Raw genomic sequence first — 18127 nt, 5'->3', positions numbered from 1 at the left:
AACGCATTTTACCTGAGCTTATCTAACAGCAACCCTCTCCCCTTTGCGCTTTCCGTTCGACAACCTATAAACCACCGCACGCCCCCAGCCGACGAAAGTCGCCAAGTCTATTGTCAAGATGATCGCGGCGACGCATAGAAATCGCTTTGGATTGAACGCCCCGATGATAGAAATCTCTTTCCTATGTCGCCATATGCTCCTCGCGACACGAGTCAGAATCCCTAAAAACAGCAAAGATAGCCACCAAGCGTGATGGAAGAAAGCTAAGAGCAAGACCACTGAACCGATCAGGTATTGACGCGCGATGCCGTAATGCCAATACCTTTGCCGTCCAGCCAAGACGTTATGGAAAGAATAGAGCGCGAACTTTTTGAATGTCTTTCGAAATGATGGTTGCAGTTGCCACCAAACGGTGGCCCGCGGCGCCCAGCCGATGCGCGCGCCGTTTCGTTCTATCCTCTCCATAAAGATTAGGTCCTCAGCGGCGCGCAAATCAGGGAACCCACCAGTCTCAGCCCAGATGCTCCGCCTGATTAAACACGAAGCGATTGAAGGACCGCGCACCAAGCCCTCTTTCGAAAGATGTTTTGGGGGAACGTAAGCCAAAGCGGCACAGCTTTTGAAGAAGCTATCCGTCACAGGCTCATAGTTGCCATAGACGACATCGAGATCTGGATTGAGACGGACAGCGCGAACCAACTCCGCTAACCAAGTCGGCTCCAGTTCTATTCCCGCATCCGTGAAAGCCAACCAATCGCACCTCGCAGCCCTAGCCCCAATGTTTCTCCCTCGTCCTGGAGTGGCCGGCCCAGCTTCGATGATCTTGAACCGGCGGTCATCGCCGATCGCCGCTCTCGCAAAAGCAACGGTTCTATCCTGCGATCCGCCATCTACAATGATCACCTCGAAAGGCTGGAAAGTCTGCAACTTGATAGATTCAACCAAGGCGCGGATGCTCTTCTCTTCGTTCCTTACCGGTATTACCAAAGAGACCTGCAAAAACGGTTGCTCGCTCCCAGCAATTCGAAACGCCAAAACTCTCCTCCTGATCAACGCGGCGACGCGCGCCGTCAATCTTAACCTACCTATAAAGCCCGAAGATACGACTCTTGATATTTGCCAATTATCTTCTCAATGATCAAATTATCCTCGACGAATCGACGCCCTTCAACACCCAAATTTGCTCTTAATCGAGAGTTTGTCGCCAGCTCCACCAACACGCTCGAAAGCGCCGCTGGATCCGCTTTGGGGACCATCATCCCATTCTCCCCGTGCCTGATGATATCCACTGCGCCGCTCACATCAGTGATAACCAGCGGCTTTCCCATCCACATCGCCTCCGCCATCACCTGACTGAAAGCTTCCTGCAAAGTAGGTTGTACGACCGCGTCGACGATCGCCATGATTTTTATGGCATCTTTCCTCCAACCGAGAAACCGAACTTTCTCCTGCAACGAGCGCGCCTCGACTTCCCTTTCCAATACCGATCGTTCCGGCCCCTCTCCGACCACCACCCAGAAGAGTTGAGGTATGCGCTCCCGCACCTGCGAAATCGCTTCTAGAAGGAAGCGGTGTCCCTTCTCCTCATGCAATCTAGCGAACGTTCCCACCACGAACCTCCCTTCCAAACCCAGTGCCTCTCGCGCTTTGGCTGCTTCCTCGGCGTCCGGCAGGTGATACTTTTGTGGGTCGAAACCGTAATAAACGATGTCGACTTTGCTCGGATCTACTCCCTGTCGGTTCACCAAAATATCAAATATATATTTGGATGGAACGATGATGCGAGCGGCAGCGTCGTTGACGACTCCCTCTACCTTCAAGTAAACGCTTCTTTTCATCCCAGAAGACAGCCTGTAAATGGCATCCGAATAGTGCCGCCCGACAATGAGTTTGGTCTGAGAGCGCATCCTAGTCGCGAGCCAGCCTATCACAGCTTGGTCGTAATGGTGTGTATGGACGATGTCTGCATCCCAAATTTGGAGAATGCGCGCGAGTGCGCGCGCAACATGTAGGAAATGCCGCCTTCCCCTTGATGGAACCACCCACAACGGAAAATCTTCAGCATAGGACGGGGATTGGATGTTGCTTTTCGGCTCGCTCAAGCATAAGCCGACCTCGAACGAGTCTTTGTCTATATGGCGAATGATGTTGTCGATAAAATCAAATCGGTTTATTACGTCTGTAAAGTGCAGAACTTTGACCCGGACTTTTTTCCTGACCTCAAACATGTCTTTGTAATTGTTTGCGTGCGAAATATCAGTTTTAACGGACGATCTCCGCTGAGATGATCAGAGAGTTGCTGGGCGTGCCGACCGTTGAACGGGCATAAGCGGTTTCTGCTGGATGCCCTAACCACGGTGACATCACTGTGCCCTTCGCCTAAGCATCCTGAAACGTCGAAACGCTCGTGATATGCATAACGACCTATCTGGTTTATCAAATCATCATGCCCTCTAGGCATCGGCAAAACCGAGGATGAAAATCATCGATTGACCTTTTCGGCGGGGAAACACTCCACGTCGAATAAACCGGCTTGGCTTTCAAACCACCGGCGATCAACGGGCTGTGCGCGCCAAAAGGTCCTGAAACCATATTCTTCAAGCAAGTCGAAAACTTCGGTGAGCGTCGTTCCAGAATTCGCTATTGCCGCTGGATGTAGACTCAAGAACAGAACGGGCCGATACTCTTCGATTACACCCCGTGCGCCTTTCAGCAAGGCGAGTTCTGCCCCTTCTACGTCGATCTTCATTAAATCCGCCCGTGCGCCCAACTCTTTCGCCATCGCATCGACTGTGGATGCCGATACTGTGATTCCGCCAATGTGGCGCGTCTGCCTGATAAGACTATCTGCGTTCGAAGACTCGTTGCCAGTCACGTAAAAGATCGCTTCGCCAACTCGGTCACAGAGCGCTTCGGGTCGCACAAAGACGTTCATCGCTTCGTTCATCGAAACCACTTCTGCTAAAACTTCCCTTACGGATGGCATCGGCTCAAAAGCCAATACACGCCCGTTTGGCCCGACAAATCGGCTAGCGATGACCGAGAACAATCCGAAATGCGCACCGCAGTCCCAGAATGTGTTTCCGGCTTTCAAATTCTGCTTCAAAAACTGGAACAAGGCCGGCTCGTAATCAGCCTGATAATAGCGCACATGACGCACTGGTAACCGGAGACTGTGTCCACCATAGGTCCGCCGGATTCCACGCCGAAAAGTCATGCGATCAACCAGTCCGTAAACGATCGCTCGCAGTGGGTTCTTCATGATTAATCACCTTCAACACTTCCTGCACGGTTATTGATAGCATTTGCCGGCAGGGGATCTCTTTGCACCGGTCCCAATCACATTCGGCCTCGCATTCAGCGTCTCTGCCAAAAACAACTCTCGCCATCGGGTAAGCGGCGGCGTGCTCTGGACGTCGCGCGCGAAACAGCCCGATTATCGGTTTGTGGAGAGCGCCAGCGATGTGGAACGGTCCGCTATCCGTCGTCACGACCAGTTCGGCTCGCTCTATCACCGCGAGCAACTCCTTGACGCTCAGTCTTCCGGTAGAATCGAGTAGATACGGTGGCAAATCCTGACGAACCGCGCTCCGGACTTCAGGACCACCGATCAATAGCGTCCTGACTCCTCGCTCATGAAAGAGCGTCCGCGCAAGGAGAGCTGCACGATCGAGCGGCCACCATTGACGCTTCTCGCTTCCGAAAGGGTGCATGACGACGTACCTATCGCCTTCGTATAGTCCCAAGGCGTGGATTTTCTCCACCGCAGACCTTCGTGCCTCATCCGCCACCCAGAGCGTGGGGCTGACTGCCTTCACTTCGTGCCCTAAGCACCTCAGCGCTCCGAGCCTCTCCTTTGGCCCCCAACTGCGCGGCGAGCCAATGGAATAGCAATGTGTTAAGCAAGGCGCGAGCGGATGCTCCTTGACGCCGACGCGGATGGGTATCCCTATCTTTGCAAACAGATGGGCGAATTGGTCTCCCAGAAGAATAATCGCCAAATCGAATTCACGGCGACGCAGTTCATCAGCCAAAACAGCCAACTCGCGTCGTTGCCGTAAAGTAAAAGGGATCGCCTCTGCTTCCAAGATGTCGTCGAGATACGGGCATGCAGCTAGGAGTTCCACATTGCGCCGCCGACCGAGCAGAGTTATTCGCGCCTCAGGCCAAAGACGCCGCGCTTCAACGATGACGGGAGTACACATCACCGAATCGCCGAGAAGGCCGGTCAAAACCAGCAATACCTTCTTCGGCATTTCCTGAAGCGATGGTTCTGTTTTCTGAAAACGGCACAACGAGCACCACTTGCCTACTATCCACTGACGAGCTCGGTACTGTGCAGCGTAAAGCGCAGAAACCGGTTTCACCGCCGATCAGGTCCTTTGCCTTCGTTGAGAAATCATGTTGCACAACCATGTAACTCGTTCGTTTCGCCGCCAATTAGGTCCTTTGCCTTCTCTCCCTCATAATCTGACGACGGTTAGCTAAAGGTGCGGGCGGACTATGTGGTGCCGTCACCTCTGCGATCAACCAACGTCGCCGGTTCTCGCGATCACGCAGATAGCCTAATTTGATCGTTTCCGCCTCGGTTTTCACCAAGATATCACCGAAAGAAACCAAGTCGAATTCGTGAAGATGCTCGTTTGACTCCCAATGGCCATGTGGTGTGGTAATCAGCAACGTTCCTCCAGGCTTCAACAACGAGAGACAATGCCGAACCACTTGTTTGGGGCGCCGCACATGTTCGAGCACCTCTGTCATCACGATCCAATCAAATCTCCTATCCGGACGGTAACCTTCAATGAACGCCTGCACGATCTCCACGTTCGGGAGTTTCAAACCCTCCAGCTCCCGAAGCGAAAGGGAAGAGACATCTAACGCGACAATCAAGTCCGCTTGAGAGGCGAGCAAGCGTGTCATCCCACCGTTGCCGCAGCCGACTTCTAGAACTATCCCACCGCTGACCCTATCTAGCACCCACTTCGCGCGTGGATATTCGTAGTGCGTGGGATCAGAGAGGAAGTTGCAATCTGTGATGCGGCTGCTGTAAAAAGCCGCAAAGCTCCCATCGTCTCCGACTTCTAGTTCGGTCGCGGCAACCCGTAGACCAAGTCTCCATCTAATTGCTTGGAGGAGTCTTCTGGCTAGCATATCCCACCCCCACTCGAACGAGAGAGCTGAGTACGAATTGGTTTGGCGAAATCCTTCAACCCCGACGACACGACTCTTGCAAATATTTACGGATCTTCATAAGCCCAAAGAGCAGTCAAAAGCGCATCACGCTCTCGCCGAATTACGTCGCCTATTGGTTAGGTGATCCCATAGGTAACCGAGATGTAATTTAAGGGCCAACTCAACGTCCGCGCGAGGTTTCCCCTTGATGCGTCGCCAAGCCGCTTCACAAAGCAAAACCGCCGTTTGAGCTAACATATTGCTGATGTAATGCCAGCGTGGAAGGTTTGAATATTGGAACATTAATGAAGCTTCGGTGCGCACCCTTATCGCATCCAGATCGCCCCAGCGTTTCTTTGAGCTTTGCCCACCATAATGAACGATCTCCGCTCTCGGTTCAAAGACCATCTTCCAACCGGCCCGATGTATCCGCAGGCACCACTCAACATCTTCGTGGTACATATGGTACTTTTCGTCCAAACCTCCGACGTTTTCCACCACCTCCTTTCTTACAAGGAGAGCAGCGCCGCTAAGAAAGCGCACTTCGCGCCGCGTCGAGTGATCCCAGTGCGGCCCCAAAAACAATCTGCCACGCCACTTTTTGGGGATCAACTTATACAACCTTAGGCCACTGATGAGCAGCTCCAAGGGAGTCGGGGGATTCCTCCAAACGCTCACTTGGAGCGAACCATCGGGATTTAGGAGTTTCGGTCCACAAGCTCCAATCGAGGGATCTGATTTGAGGCCCTCAAGCAAGATGTCTATCGCGCCTTCTTTGACTACGGTATCCGAATTCAGCAGCAAGAAGAAGGCCCCGGACGCCTTCCGAAAGGCGATGTTGTTCGCCTTGGCAAATCCTAAATTAACCTCGTTTTCGATGATTTTTATCCGATGATCTAAGGAGGCCCTTTCACGCAGCCACTCTCTGCTGTCATCGGTCGAAGCGTTATCAACGATGATGATCTCATGCTCAACCTTTGGAGGGCAGACCGACAAGCTAGCCAAGCATTGCTCTAGCAGGTGCAGACCATTCCAGTTGACGATGATGATAGAAAGTTCCACTGACACCATAAAAAGTGCTCGGCTTAAATGGCGTCCTCGGGAAACTACACGACTTCATGGAACAACGACGGCACCCCGAAATCAGGAGCCCACGAACTCTTTAGAGGGCTAGGCTCAAGTTCTCGAGACATGCCTCGTAATAATTGTAGTTTACGCGGTCGCTAAGCAAAAGATCAAACCAAGCACGAAACGAAATCTTTCAATGCGCTTCGTAAACCGTTTGAGTGTTTATGGTATCTACTAGAAGCGAGTTCTCGCATGATCAAGAGCGTTCCCTTGCTAAAACCGCTACTATGTACCTGTTGCCTTGCATTTAGGTGCGCAATTTTTTCCTCTAAATTTATTATCTCCCTTCTCGTCAAAAGAAGGGCCGAACCAGCCGCTCTTTCACGGTTTCTAGAAAGTGCATTTTCCACCCATTTTAGTTGGTTTATCTTCCGGTTGAGGTCCTCTATGAAAGGAGAGAAGTCCTCTATGAAAGGAGAGAAATTGTATTTCTTCAGGTGTATGCCTCGGAACAGGTTCAGTTTATGTGATTTATGATTATTTGCGCCAAGCAGGGTATTTAGTTCGTCTGGGTGCTCTTTGAACTTTGAGCATTCGATGACCTGAATTTTATTCGTTATGCTCGCTCCTAAAAGCTGGGAGGTATGTTGTCTATACCTGACTACTTTTTTGTCTATGAATCTTATATCGGCTAGAGCCGAAATGATTAACGCAATCCAATAATCATGAATTATACTGCTCTTTATCATTTCGTTAGTTACATATGGGAATGGCATACAAGCTTCCAGGAACTTTCGTTTGAACATCATTGTGGCTCCAGTGACGAAGTTCCTCTTTAGAAGCACTTCGAAAGCTTTGCCTTCCAAAACCAACCTCTGTTTTTGTGAGTTGAAACCTTCTGTGCTCCAAAGGTCATATCCTAGAGGCGTGAGCTTCTCATCTACGACTTCTGCGTTAGTGAACACCAATCCAACTTCTGGATGAGAACGGAAAATTTCTTCTTCAAGCAAGAGTTTCTCCGGCAACCAAACATCATCTTGGTCTGAAAGCGCTATGAGATCTCCATTGCAAAGTTTTACCGCTTTTTCGAAGTTTTTGACGACCCCTAGGTTGGTGCTGTTGACATATAAACGAACAGGAAAGGGAGCGGTTTTCGCAAAGTCACTTATAATGTTAACCGTCTCATCGCAAGAGTTATCATCGCAAACAATTAGTTCATCAGGTAATCTCGTTTGAATAGCAAAGCTCTTCAACTGGTCCCTAACGAATCTAGAGCCGTTGTAAGTGCACATTGCTACGGATATCTTCATGGCTATTCTCCTCACTGGAACGGCTTTTTGACAGTTCAATGAAAAGCTTAATCAACCCGGCGACCAGCCAATTTTAGGGCGATTTTGTTTGCTCGGTCCAAGCCCTACTGGTGAGTCGCCAGCGTTTAATATTCAAAGGCGCAACATTGTCGCTGTATTGCCGAAAATAAACGCCTAATTTTACCTCTGAAGCTGTGCAACGTAGCAAGCGATTGAGGTTGATACATATGCACAAACAAGCATGAGAATTGGGAAGGCCATCTTGCATCAACACGTTCACGTCTCTACCAAACCCTATAATAGAGGATAGAGGGGAATTCCTTTGGTCTTATGGCAGCTTTCAGCTAGCGGTCTACATCACCGGTGTCGATAGTTCACCTTCTAAATGAAGATCTTAGGTAGCAATGTTGCGCTCATAGCAGCAGTTATGAACTTGATTACTTGTGGATCATTTGTAGTCCGCATTGGCTATAGAACTAACAGGGTTCACGCTTGAAGCGTTTCAGGGTGGCTTTTGAAACTTGCACGTCCGCCCTTTTCGCGTTGTTGAACCGATGACAAAATTATAAGACGGTCTAAAAATAAGCAGCGATGAGTTCACTGTTTCTGTAAATAAAAGCACGCTTGATCGCCTAGTCCCATCTCGTTTAGCCTTATTGCTTCCCTTTCCCATTCCTCTATCTGGGAGGCAACGAAGACGGCTCTCTCTGGATTTACCCCCCAAGATCGCTCATCAAAAAGGGGGATATCTCTGAGATATTGTTCACTGCCCCAAAATTGAAAAGACGTTGAATCATATAAAGTAGCAATCAATTTGAAACCCATCCGGCTTGCTAAAACGATCATGCTTTTAACTGAATACAAAAAAAGATGCCTCGGGGGATCAAGTTGCACCCAGTTTGTTTTGTACTTTTTCCAAGCGTATGATCCCATAACAGGAACTCTAACGAGCAGAATGCCGCCTTTCTTAAGCAATTTTCTGACATCCATCATTACTTTCACGGGCTCCGGCATGTGCTCAAAAGAGTGATGCATCATGATCAAATCAAATGGTTTGGCAACTTTAAGATCGCATAAGTGCTTTTTCTCCACCCTGACTCCGCTCTCGTAATGTATATCCTCCTCGATATATGGATCAACGCCAAGCAACGAGCTGAATCCTAAAGCTCTTAACAAGAGCAAATCTCTTCCTGATCCACACCCGACGTCCAGAACCCTCGATTTGAAATCGAGCTTTAAATTGACCCCAGAGTATTTCAACCAGTGGGGCCAATTTTCAGGAGGAGGTATTTTATGGCGTTCTTTGAAAAACCTTCCCAACAAGTAGTTTCTGTTTAGGTAGTATTTGTAAGCTTGCTTAAGGACGAATCTTTCCCGCCAACCAACGAACTCTCTTTCCCTCTGAACTGCTACTTGAGGTGGTTGAAAGGCACAGTAGTTTGACGGATAATATTTATGCAAATTCGGCGGAATATCTTTTATCTGCAGACAACCACATTCTCTACATTCGAAATACTCGAATTGATCCCTATAGCCGAACATCATTTCACGCAATATGTAAGAGTTGTGCCCATCCGCTGCGCCGCACACCTTACATATCAATTTCCCCTCTCCGCTCAACCGCTCACACCTCATGTAAGGTTGTACAATTTAGTTTTGGTCTTATGATCCCCGGGACAGGTCCCATGTAGTCTCCTCTAGCACCTGCGCTGCTGTATGTATCGATGACTTCAAAGCTTAGGGCATCGGTTTCGTAAAAGTGAACCAGAGGTTTCCCGACCTTGTAAGAACTTACAGCAACACCTATGCGGACCCACCCTTCTGAGAGAAAGTTTGCTGGAACCCAGAGAGTAGTGATATACCTGCCGACGCGCTTTGGTCTTCCCCGCCAATTAGGATCCGTATCATGTACGACAAACATATAAACGTCAAATTCGTTGAAGAAATGGTAGTTAGGCACCAGGACATGCCCAGATTCTAGCACTTCATAAGTCATTTCCACACCTAAAGGTTGATCAATTTGAGCTTTTAGCAGTGTGTCTCCATCTTGGTTACGCAATCTAACTCTACGTAGTCGAACCAAGTTATCCCCTGGTGAATTTTCCGCTGACCAATATCTATCTGTCAGGATTCCCTTCTGGGCACCCATATGTTGATAGTATCGATGCGCTACAAGATGAGGAGAGCCTTCGACTATAATTGAGCCGCGATCCAACAACATTGACCTCTTACACATGGACAGCATCGCATCCATATTATGACCGACAAAGAGTATTGTTTTACCTTCCTGAGAGATCTTACTGATCCTATCCAAACACTTCCTTTGAAAGTTTGCGTCTCCTACGGCTAGAACTTCGTCTATGATCACTATCTCAGGATCTAAGTGCGCGGCGACGGCAAAAGCGAGCCGCATGTACATGCCGCTTGAGTAGTGCTTGACAGGGGTGTCGATGAACTTTTCGATCTCGGCGAAATCGACGATCTCATCGAACTTCTTATCTATTTCGCGGCGCGTCATACCCAAGATCGCGCCGTTTAAGTAAACGTTCTCGCGCCCGGTAAGCTCTGGATGAAATCCCGTCCCGACTTCCAGCAGGCTGCCGACTTTTCCATATAGCTCCACGCGTCCGGTCGTCGGCTCAGTGATCCGCGACAGGATCTTCAACAAGGTCGATTTGCCCGCCCCGTTGCGCCCGATGATGCCGATCACCTCCCCAGGATAGACTTCGAAGCTGACGTCTTTGAGCGCCCAAATCGTCTCCGAATCGGCCTGCCCATTGTGACGCAACCGCGCGAGCGGCGCGCGAAAAGCTCCGGCTAGCGTTTCGCGCAGCGTTCTGTAAGCTGGCCCCCGCGTGCCGATGCGGTAAAGCTTGCTCAAATTTTCGACTTTGATGATCGGCCTCATACAAGCTGCACAAGCGACCGCGCCCGTGAGAAGGTGCGCGCTAAACCGTTCGGGAAATCGACCGCAAAAGAGTCATACGCGGCTGAAGGCACTACGGACCATTGACGTCGCACGCCGCAAGACTCGTTCAACCTTTGAGGAGGTGTCGCGCGACGGAGACGGACACACGCAAAGGAGTCGTGCGCGTCAGACGACGTCGGCGAACTCCCGCTCCATGCGCCGAAAAGCATAGGCCGAGTAGATCAACATCGCAAACGTGAAGACTGTAGATAGAACCAACGCCCGCCAATTGAAAGGCAAACCGAACAGCGCGGCGCGGAAATTCTCGATCAAGCCAACCAAGGGATTTAGATCGTAGAGCATGCGCCAGCGGGCCGGAACCAAGCTCGCCGGATAGAGCACGGGCGAGACGAACATCCAAAGCTGGATCAAAACGGGCAGCGCGATGCCGATGTCGCGATACTTGACGTTGAGCGCCGAGATCCACATCCCCGTGCCGAGCGCGAAAAGCGTCAACAACAAAACCAAGGGGACGAGCATCAACGTTTCCAGCGTGAACGGCACGCCGTAAAGGAACATCATACCGACAAGGATGACGAAAGCGATAGCGAAATCGACGATGCGCCCTGCGACGGCAGCCGCCGGGATGATGATGCGCGGGAAATAAACCTTTGTTATCAGGTGCGCGTTGCCGACGATGCTGTTGCCGCTGTTGTTGAGCGAACTCGAATAGAAGGTCCAAGGGAGCAATCCAGCGTAAGCGAAAAGCGCATATGGGATGCCGTCGGAGGGCACGCGCGCGAGCTTCCCCAAAAAGAGCGTGAAGACGAGCGTTGAAAGGAGCGGCTGCATCACCACCCACGCGATGCCGATCACCGTCTGCTTGTAGCGCACCTTCAGATCGCGCCACGCCAGAAAGTAGAGCAGCTCGCGATAAACCCACAGATCGCGAAGATTGACCGGCGACCAACCGCGACTCGGTTCAATGACGACGAGCGGTTTTTCCGGCAACTGATGTTGCTCAGACGGTTTGCGAATGGGCAGAGGATCAGCCCGTTCGCTCTGAAGAGGTGGCGCTGATTCCAGCAAGCCAGCCCTTTCCCCTGTGCTTGAATCCATTCGCCTTCCAAAGCGCCGGGGATTCCCCCAACGCCAACACCTGATCGAAAGAATATCTTTATGTCGCTCAGCGACAAGAGTGCAAAGTTTATCGGCATGCGCCTTCCAAGGTCAAGCGAAGCGGTCGCTCACAGCGCTTCTGCCAACGCGCGGCGCACCGTTTGCACCACATGGCGCTGCTGCTCTTCGGTTAGTTCAGCGTAGATCGGCAGGGCGAGCGACGCGCGTGCGGCGCGCTCAGCTTCAGGGAAGCTCCCCTCTCGATAGCCCAAATAGGCGAAACATTCCTGCAGATGCAAAGGCACAGGATAATAGACTTCCGACGCGACGCCTCGCTCTGCCAAACGCGCCCTGACGGCGTCGCGACGGTCGCCGTGAACGCGAACCACATATTGGTTGAATACGTGCCGAGCCCCTTCGCGTTCCTGCGGAAGCGCAACCTTCGCCCGCTCTTGTCTGGAATTCGCTTGTGAGTTCGTCAGTCCGGCTTCGGCGAATAGGTGCGCGTAGCGCACGGCGTTGCGTCGCCTCGCTGCCGCCCAGTCATCCAGATGCTTCAGCTTGACGCGCAAGATCGCCGCTTGCAGTTCGTCCAGGCGACTGTTGATGCCGACGTAGCGGTGGTAATACCTGTTCTCTGCGCCGTGCGCGCGGAGCATTCTTAAGCGCTGCGCCAAGGCGTCGTCATTAGTGGTGAGCATTCCGCCGTCGCCCATGGCGCCCAAGTTCTTCGTCGGATAGAAACTGAAACACCCGATCGCTCCCATTGAACCGGCGCGCCGTCCGTCATCCTCGGCCCCGATGGCTTGGGCAGCATCTTCGATGATGGGAATAGAATGTCGCGCACAGATCTTCTGGATGGCGCGCATGTCGGCGCATTGCCCGAAAAGGTGAACTGGGATGATGGCGCGCGTTCGTGCACAAATGGCCTGCTCGATCGCTCGCGGGTTTATGTTGTAGGTTTGCGGGTCGATATCAACGAACACCGGACGCGCCCCCAGACGCACGATGGCGCTGGCCGTAGCGAAAAAGGTGTAGGGCGTCGTAATCACTTCGTCGCCCGGACCGATTTCAAGGGCCATCAACGCGAGCAGAAGCGCATCTGATCCGGAAGCGCAACCGATGGCGTATTTGGTCCCAACGTAACGTGCGATCTCCTCTTCGAGCGCGCAGACTTCCGGTCCGAGGATGAAACGCTGTGAAGCGACGACGCGCGCGATCGCCGTCATCAACTCCTCGCGCAAAAGAGCGTGTTGCGCGTCGAGGTCAATGAGCGGCACTTTGATCTCTCCCATGCGGCGAACCTCTCTTACCATCATCAAGGAACGCTCCTCGTCCGAAGATCTCAACGGAGCATTACGGGGCGACCACCGGCAGCGATGGAAGATTGCGCGGCTTCGAGCCAGCGCACGATGCGCAAGCCTGCTTCGCCATCGGTGAGAGGCTTTCGCCGCTCAGCGATCGCTGAGAGGAATTCCGCGCAGACGTGCTTCAAAGCTTCGGTGGAATCGAGCTTCGGCACCCACACGTCGCCCGTTCGATAGCTCACGAGAGTCTGGTAGGCAGCCTCTTTGTCGTCGTTCGCCTCGCGCGTCACCCCTTTGTCATAGACGCGCACCTTCTCGGTCGGTTCGATATCATCGTAAACGATCATACGCCGACTTCCGGCGATCAGAGTTCGACGTATTTTGACTGGAGAGAGCCAGTTGAAGTGAAAATGGGCGATGAAGGACGAGTCGAACCGTAGCATGACGTAGGCGATGTTTTCGATGCCCTGCTCGATGTGACAACTACCGTTGGCAACGATGGCGACCGGATCGCGCCCGACGACGTAGTCCATGATCGATAAGTCATGCGGCGCGAGATCCCAAACGACGTTGACATCGGTCTGGAAGATGCCGAGATTGATGCGCACCGAATCGAAGTAGAGCAGCTCGCCGAGGTCGCCGCTTTCGACTATCTCTTTGATCTTGCGCACGGCCCCTGTATAAACGAAAGTATGATCAACCATCAGGACCAGACGGTGCTTCTCGGCGAGCTCTATCAGTCGCTCGGCCTCGTGCGCGTTCGCCGTGAATGGCTTTTCGACGAGCACGTGCTTGCCCGCCTCGAGCGCGGCGCGCGCGATCTCGTAGTGCGTCGCGACGGGCGTGGCGATGGCCACGGCATCGAGGCGCGAATCGGCCAGCAGTTCGCGGAAATCGTCGCCTCGCCGCGCGAAAGGGTAACGCCGTCCGATCATCCGTAGCCGTTGCGCGTCCCGGTCGCAGATCCAAGTGAGTTCCGCCGAGTCGTTCTCGACGAAGTTGCGAACGAGATTTGGACCCCAATATCCGCAGCCGATGACGCCGACTTGTATCTTCGTTCTCAATTCTTTTTCCTCGTAACAGAATGAAACGCTATGAGCGCGCGCCGGAGACAACCGATTCGCCCTCCTTACGATCCATGAAAAAAGCTCGACAAACACGAGCGACTTCGGCGATCTGCTCTGCGGTCAGCTCCGGAAACATCGGCAGCGACAGCACGCGCGCCGCGAGCGTTTCCGTCACCGGCAAGCTCTTTTGATTGAGCGAGCGGTAGGCTGGCTGCCGGTGAATTGGCACGGGATAATGGATGCCGGTTTGTATGCCGGCATCGTGCAATGCCTGTTGCAGCCGGTCGCGCTCCGGCGTCTCGACGACGTAAAGGTGATAGACATGGTATGCGTAGGGCATCTCGACCGGCAAAGAGAGCGGGGTTTCGCTTAGAAGTTCCTTGTAACGCTCGGCGTGCGCTCGCCTTAGTTCGTTCCACCGATCCAGATAACGCAGTTTGACGGCGAGCACCGCACCTTGAATACCTTCCATGCGAAAGTTGTAACCGACCAGCTCGTGATGGTATTTGCGCAACGAACCGTGATCGCGCAGCATCATGACGCGCCGCGCGATCTCCGGATCGTCGGTTAAGACGGCTCCCCCTTCGCCGTATGCGCCGAGGTTCTTTCCCGGATAGAAACTGAAGCACGAAGCGACACCGAACGTGCCGACGCGCCGCCCGCGGTAGCGTGCGCCATGGGCTTGCGCCGCGTCTTCGATAACCACGAGGCCATGCGTTCGCGCCAGCGCCAAGATGGGATCGAGATCAGCCGGCTGACCATAGAGATGGACTGGGATCACAGCCCGCGTGCGCGAGCTTATGGCACGCCTGATCTCATCGGCGCTGATCGTGCGCGAGATAGGATCGACATCGACGAAGACAGGCGTCGCACCAGCAGTTGAGACCGCCTCTGCCGTGGCGAAGAAAGAATTGGCCGGAACGATCACCTCGTCGCCTGGCCTGATGCCACAAGCCATCAGCGCAAGTTGCAGGGCAGCGGTGCCGCTGCTGACGCCGATGGCAAAGCGCGTGCCCGTGTACTCAGCGAACTGGCGCTCGAAACGCTCAACCTCCCGTCCCAAGATGAAGGACGAGTTCTCGATGACGCGCGCAATCGCCTCATCTATTTCGCGCTTGATCTCTTGGTACTGCGCACGCAGATCGACAAATGGGATCGTCATCTTCGGTTATTCGCCTCGCGCGAGGCGACGAGGATGGACCCGACTGGGCGCGCGAAGCGGTCCTTTGATCATCGACGCCGGTCGTGAATTGAACGAAGCAACCGGGCCGGCACGCCGACGACGATCGCCTCGGCGGGCACGTCCTTGGTCACCACCGCACCCGCGCCGATGATGGCCCTCTCGCCGATCTCGACGCCAGCGAGGATGGTTGCGCCGCTTCCGACTGACGCTCCACGACGCACGACGGTCGGCACAACAGTCCAGTCTTGCGCCGTTTGAAGCTTTCCATCGGGGCGCGTCGCACGCGGGTAGATATCGTTGATGAAGACCACGCCGTGACCGATGAAGACCTCATCCTCGATGGTGACGCCTTCGCAGATGAAGCTGTGGCTGGAGATCTTGCACCGTCGTCCGATGCGTGCGCCCCTCTGGATCTCGACAAACGAGCCGATGCGCGTTTCGTCGCCGATCTCGCAACCGTAGAGGTTGACGAAATTGTAGATGAGCACATCGCGCCCGAGCACGACGTCGTCGGCGATGCAACAGAACTCGCCGCGCATTACCGTGCTCCTTTTTCAGCCGCGCCCTCGGGGACTTCCCCGTTCTCCTTCTCTTCATCGTAGTAGGCGGCGTAGTAACTGGCGTAGTACTGGTAATCGTGCGCATCCAGCTTGACGTTGTTGAGCACCACCCCGATGATGTGCGCCCCGACGTCTTGCAACAATCTCTTCGCGCGACGTACCACAGCCCGTGAGCTGCGTCCGCCGTGCACGATGAGGACTACCCCATCAACCATGGTCGAGAGGATGGCTGCGTCGGTGAACGAAACGACTGGCGGCGAATCGATGATGACGTGCGCAAAGCGTGCGCTCATCTCCGCAACCAGACGGCGCATCTCGTCGGAACCAAGCAGTTCCGCTGGACTCGGCGGTACCGGTCCGGAAGTCATGATCTTCAGGTTCGGCAAAGGCGCGTGCGTTTGAATGAGCGACTCGGTATCGCGCTCGCCCGCCAAGTAATTGGCTACGCCGCGCACATTCGCGAGGTTGAAATGGGTGTGGATGCGCGGGCGACGCAGATCGCAATCGATCAACAGCACTTCAGCGCCCATCTGGGCGAGCATCACCGCCATGTTAACGGCAGTGGTCGTCTTGCCTTCCGAAGGCTGACTCGATGTCAGAAGCAAGGTGCGCGGCGGTTGTCCAGCCTGCGATAGCAACAGCTGCGTGCGCAAGTGGCGGTAAGCCTCCGTAATGGGCGAGCGCACGTCGGAGATGAGCGCCAGCGCGGTCTTCTCTTTCTGTTCCTCGGGCACATCTTCTTTGGCCCGAAGCAATCGTTGTCGTTCGGCGCGCGGAGCCGGAATGAGCGCCAACGTCGGCAAGTGCAAGTAACGATCGACGTCTTCAGCCGATTTCAACGAATCATCAAGGTAATCGAGCAGGAAGGCGAGTCCGATGCCGGCGCCGAGCGCCACCAGCAGCGCGATCAGGATATTGCGCAGACGTTTCGGACCGACCGGTTCCTGTGGGACGTGCGCCGGGGTTTCGACCTTGATGTTGCTCGCGCGGTCGTTGGAAGTGATCTCCAGTTCTTTCTGCCGCTGAAAGAGCGTGTTGTAGAACTGCCGGTTGGTCTCCAGCTCTTGCGTGATGCGGCTCAGTTCGATCTCCGCCTGATTCTGCTCATTCGCCGCCGCGGCCTCCTGATAGTATGACTGCTTCAACTTGTTCTCGCGCGCGAGCGCCGCTTCGTAGCGCGATCTCATCGCTTTGATCACTTCATACGGGGCCTTGTCGAGGTCTTGCTTGAGACGCTTGATCTGCTCGTCGATCTTTTTGACCTCCGGCCATTCCGGCGTGTACTGGACCAGCAAGGCGGCACGCTTCTCTTCGAGTTCGCCGATGCGTTCGCGCAGCTTCTGGATGCGCTGCTCGCTTTGCACTTCGGGCACCGACCAGATGTCGGTCTCGCGCTGTGCCGCTTCGTAAGCCGATTGGAGGTTTTTGCGCTCGTTTTCGGCAGCGAGCAATTGTCCGCTCAGCGTCGCCAGTCGTTCCAGCGTCAGGTTCTGCCCCTTGGCTTGACCGAGCGGCAGGTTGTGACTGCGCAGGTAGTTGATGCGCGCTTCTTCGCCTTGCCGGATTTTCAACTGCAGTTCGGCGATCTGTTTGGCGAGCAGAACGGAGGCGCGTTGCGCGCCTTGCGTTTCGCGTTCCAGATTGTTGTAAATGAAGACGTCGGCGATGGTGTTGGCGACCTTGGCGGCCATCTCCGCGTTTGTGTGCTGGAAACGGATATTGACGAGGTTGGTCTTCTCAACCGGTTCGACCGTGATCCCAGCGCGAATGGCCTCTTCGTACGGCGCTAAACGTTCGAGTTGCTCTGGCGTCAGGTTTTCGGCATCGACTTGGCTATCGGTGACAACCTGCAGCTTCCCGCGATCGCCCTCTTGCTTGTCGCGCGCAGCGAAGAGGCGTCGCACCGCGCCTGTGATGCTCGATCCAGCTTGGCCGCTCAAAAAGGCCGGATTGTTCGGCAGGTCCAACGTCAGCGCCACTTGACGCGCCAATTGCGGATTTTCGAGCAGTTTGAGCTGTGTGCTCCAGTAGTTTGGATCGTTGGGCGCGGTTAATACCTGCACGTCGCCCTTGGTCTGCAACACGCTCCGCCGAGGTTCGATGTTGATCGTCACGCTCGCCTCGTACACGTCCGGTTGCCGGTACATGTAGATGGCGACAAGCGAGGTGGCAATCAACGCGATGCTGAGGATCAACCAGCGCCGCTTGTAGATGATCGCCCAGTATTCGCGCAGGTGCGCCTGCTCGATCAGGGTCGCAGACTGTCCCAAAGTGAACTCGTGCAAAGGGCGGTCCAACTGCCGCTCCGACTGCGAAATGGGAAGCAACCGGTTGTCTTGCATAAATCCTTCCTCCCGACAGAAAAGCGGTCGGGGCGCAAGCCGAAAATCATACCAAAGATACGCGCAATAACAAGTCGCCGCGCAAACCGAA

The 18127-nt window shown here is 53.9% G+C and carries 15 protein-coding genes; all 15 read right to left on the bottom strand.

The window, feature by feature from the left end; translation table 11 throughout:
- Nucleotides 1-18 precede the first annotated feature (18 nt).
- The 15 genes from C4334_RS08330 to C4334_RS08260 all read right to left on the bottom strand — a co-directional run bounded on the left by C4334_RS08330 (nt 19) and on the right by C4334_RS08260 (nt 18036).
- Nucleotides 19-999, bottom strand: coding sequence for a glycosyltransferase (locus C4334_RS08330; protein ID WP_502943426.1), 981 nt, complete (start codon nt 997-999; stop codon nt 19-21).
- 86 nt (nt 1000-1085) lie between these two features.
- Nucleotides 1086-2228, bottom strand: coding sequence for a glycosyltransferase family 4 protein (locus C4334_RS08325; protein WP_352431623.1), 1143 nt, complete (start codon nt 2226-2228; stop codon nt 1086-1088).
- 254 nt (nt 2229-2482) lie between these two features.
- A complete protein-coding gene (locus tag C4334_RS08320) occupies nt 2483-3262 on the bottom strand; it encodes an FkbM family methyltransferase (RefSeq protein ID WP_352431622.1) in 780 nt (259 codons plus the stop codon).
- Nucleotides 3222-4367, bottom strand: coding sequence for a glycosyltransferase family 9 protein (locus C4334_RS08315; protein ID WP_352431621.1), 1146 nt, complete (start codon nt 4365-4367; stop codon nt 3222-3224). The genes C4334_RS08320 and C4334_RS08315 overlap by 41 nt, the downstream gene beginning before the upstream one ends.
- Before the next feature lie 73 nt (nt 4368-4440).
- A complete protein-coding gene (locus C4334_RS08310) occupies nt 4441-5151 on the bottom strand; it encodes a class I SAM-dependent methyltransferase (RefSeq protein WP_352431620.1) in 711 nt (236 codons plus the stop codon).
- A 126-nt stretch (nt 5152-5277) separates the two neighbouring features.
- Nucleotides 5278-6243, bottom strand: coding sequence for a glycosyltransferase family 2 protein (locus C4334_RS08305; RefSeq protein WP_352431619.1), 966 nt, complete (start codon nt 6241-6243; stop codon nt 5278-5280).
- Between the two features lie 164 nt (nt 6244-6407).
- Nucleotides 6408-7565, bottom strand: coding sequence for a glycosyltransferase family 2 protein (locus C4334_RS08300; RefSeq protein WP_352431618.1), 1158 nt, complete (start codon nt 7563-7565; stop codon nt 6408-6410).
- 582 nt (nt 7566-8147) lie between these two features.
- Nucleotides 8148-9170 carry a class I SAM-dependent methyltransferase gene (locus C4334_RS08295; protein WP_352431617.1) on the bottom strand — a complete coding sequence of 341 codons (1023 nt, stop codon included), beginning with the start codon at nt 9168-9170 and terminating at the stop codon, nt 8148-8150.
- A gap of 4 nt (nt 9171-9174) precedes the next feature.
- Nucleotides 9175-10458: an ABC transporter ATP-binding protein gene (locus C4334_RS08290; protein ID WP_352431616.1), complete on the bottom strand. Its 1284-nt coding sequence runs from the start codon at nt 10456-10458 to the stop codon at nt 9175-9177.
- A 186-nt stretch (nt 10459-10644) separates the two neighbouring features.
- A complete protein-coding gene (locus C4334_RS08285; protein ID WP_352431615.1) occupies nt 10645-11577 on the bottom strand; it encodes an ABC transporter permease in 933 nt (310 codons plus the stop codon).
- A 128-nt stretch (nt 11578-11705) separates the two neighbouring features.
- A complete protein-coding gene (locus C4334_RS08280; RefSeq protein WP_352431614.1) occupies nt 11706-12896 on the bottom strand; it encodes a DegT/DnrJ/EryC1/StrS family aminotransferase in 1191 nt (396 codons plus the stop codon).
- A gap of 26 nt (nt 12897-12922) precedes the next feature.
- Entirely contained in the window at nt 12923-13948 is a 1026-nt protein-coding gene (locus C4334_RS08275) for a Gfo/Idh/MocA family protein (protein ID WP_352431613.1), read from the bottom strand.
- A 28-nt stretch (nt 13949-13976) separates the two neighbouring features.
- Complete coding sequence (locus C4334_RS08270) at nt 13977-15113, bottom strand: DegT/DnrJ/EryC1/StrS family aminotransferase (RefSeq protein ID WP_352431612.1); 1137 nt, start codon at nt 15111-15113, stop codon at nt 13977-13979.
- Nucleotides 15114-15181: 68 nt separating this feature from the next.
- Nucleotides 15182-15673, bottom strand: a complete 492-nt coding sequence (locus C4334_RS08265) for an acyltransferase (protein ID WP_352431611.1) — start codon at nt 15671-15673, stop codon at nt 15182-15184.
- Nucleotides 15673-18036 (bottom strand): GumC family protein, encoded by a 2364-nt coding sequence (locus C4334_RS08260; RefSeq protein WP_352431610.1) that lies wholly within the window; start codon nt 18034-18036, stop codon nt 15673-15675. Before C4334_RS08260 ends, C4334_RS08265 begins: the two co-directional genes overlap by 1 nt.
- Between the last annotated feature and the right edge of the window lie 91 nt (nt 18037-18127).

The organism is Pyrinomonas sp. (assembly GCF_040289685.1).
GTDB lineage: Bacteria > Acidobacteriota > Blastocatellia > Pyrinomonadales > Pyrinomonadaceae > Pyrinomonas.
This window is presented reverse-complemented; position numbering and strand designations above follow the sequence as displayed.

Coding starts and splice junctions, on each gene's coding strand:
- C4334_RS08325 (WP_352431623.1), bottom strand. CDS start 2,228: ATGTTTGAGGTCAGGAAAAAAGTCCGGGTCAAAGTTCTGCACTTTACA.
- C4334_RS08320 (WP_352431622.1), bottom strand. CDS start 3,262: ATGAAGAACCCACTGCGAGCGATCGTTTACGGACTGGTTGATCGCATG.
- C4334_RS08310 (WP_352431620.1), bottom strand. CDS start 5,151: ATGCTAGCCAGAAGACTCCTCCAAGCAATTAGATGGAGACTTGGTCTA.
- C4334_RS08305 (WP_352431619.1), bottom strand. CDS start 6,243: ATGGTGTCAGTGGAACTTTCTATCATCATCGTCAACTGGAATGGTCTG.
- C4334_RS08290 (WP_352431616.1), bottom strand. CDS start 10,458: ATGAGGCCGATCATCAAAGTCGAAAATTTGAGCAAGCTTTACCGCATC.
- C4334_RS08285 (WP_352431615.1), bottom strand. CDS start 11,577: ATGGATTCAAGCACAGGGGAAAGGGCTGGCTTGCTGGAATCAGCGCCA.
- C4334_RS08280 (WP_352431614.1), bottom strand. CDS start 12,896: ATGATGGTAAGAGAGGTTCGCCGCATGGGAGAGATCAAAGTGCCGCTC.
- C4334_RS08270 (WP_352431612.1), bottom strand. CDS start 15,113: ATGACGATCCCATTTGTCGATCTGCGTGCGCAGTACCAAGAGATCAAG.
- C4334_RS08265 (WP_352431611.1), bottom strand. CDS start 15,673: ATGCGCGGCGAGTTCTGTTGCATCGCCGACGACGTCGTGCTCGGGCGC.
- C4334_RS08260 (WP_352431610.1), bottom strand. CDS start 18,036: ATGCAAGACAACCGGTTGCTTCCCATTTCGCAGTCGGAGCGGCAGTTG.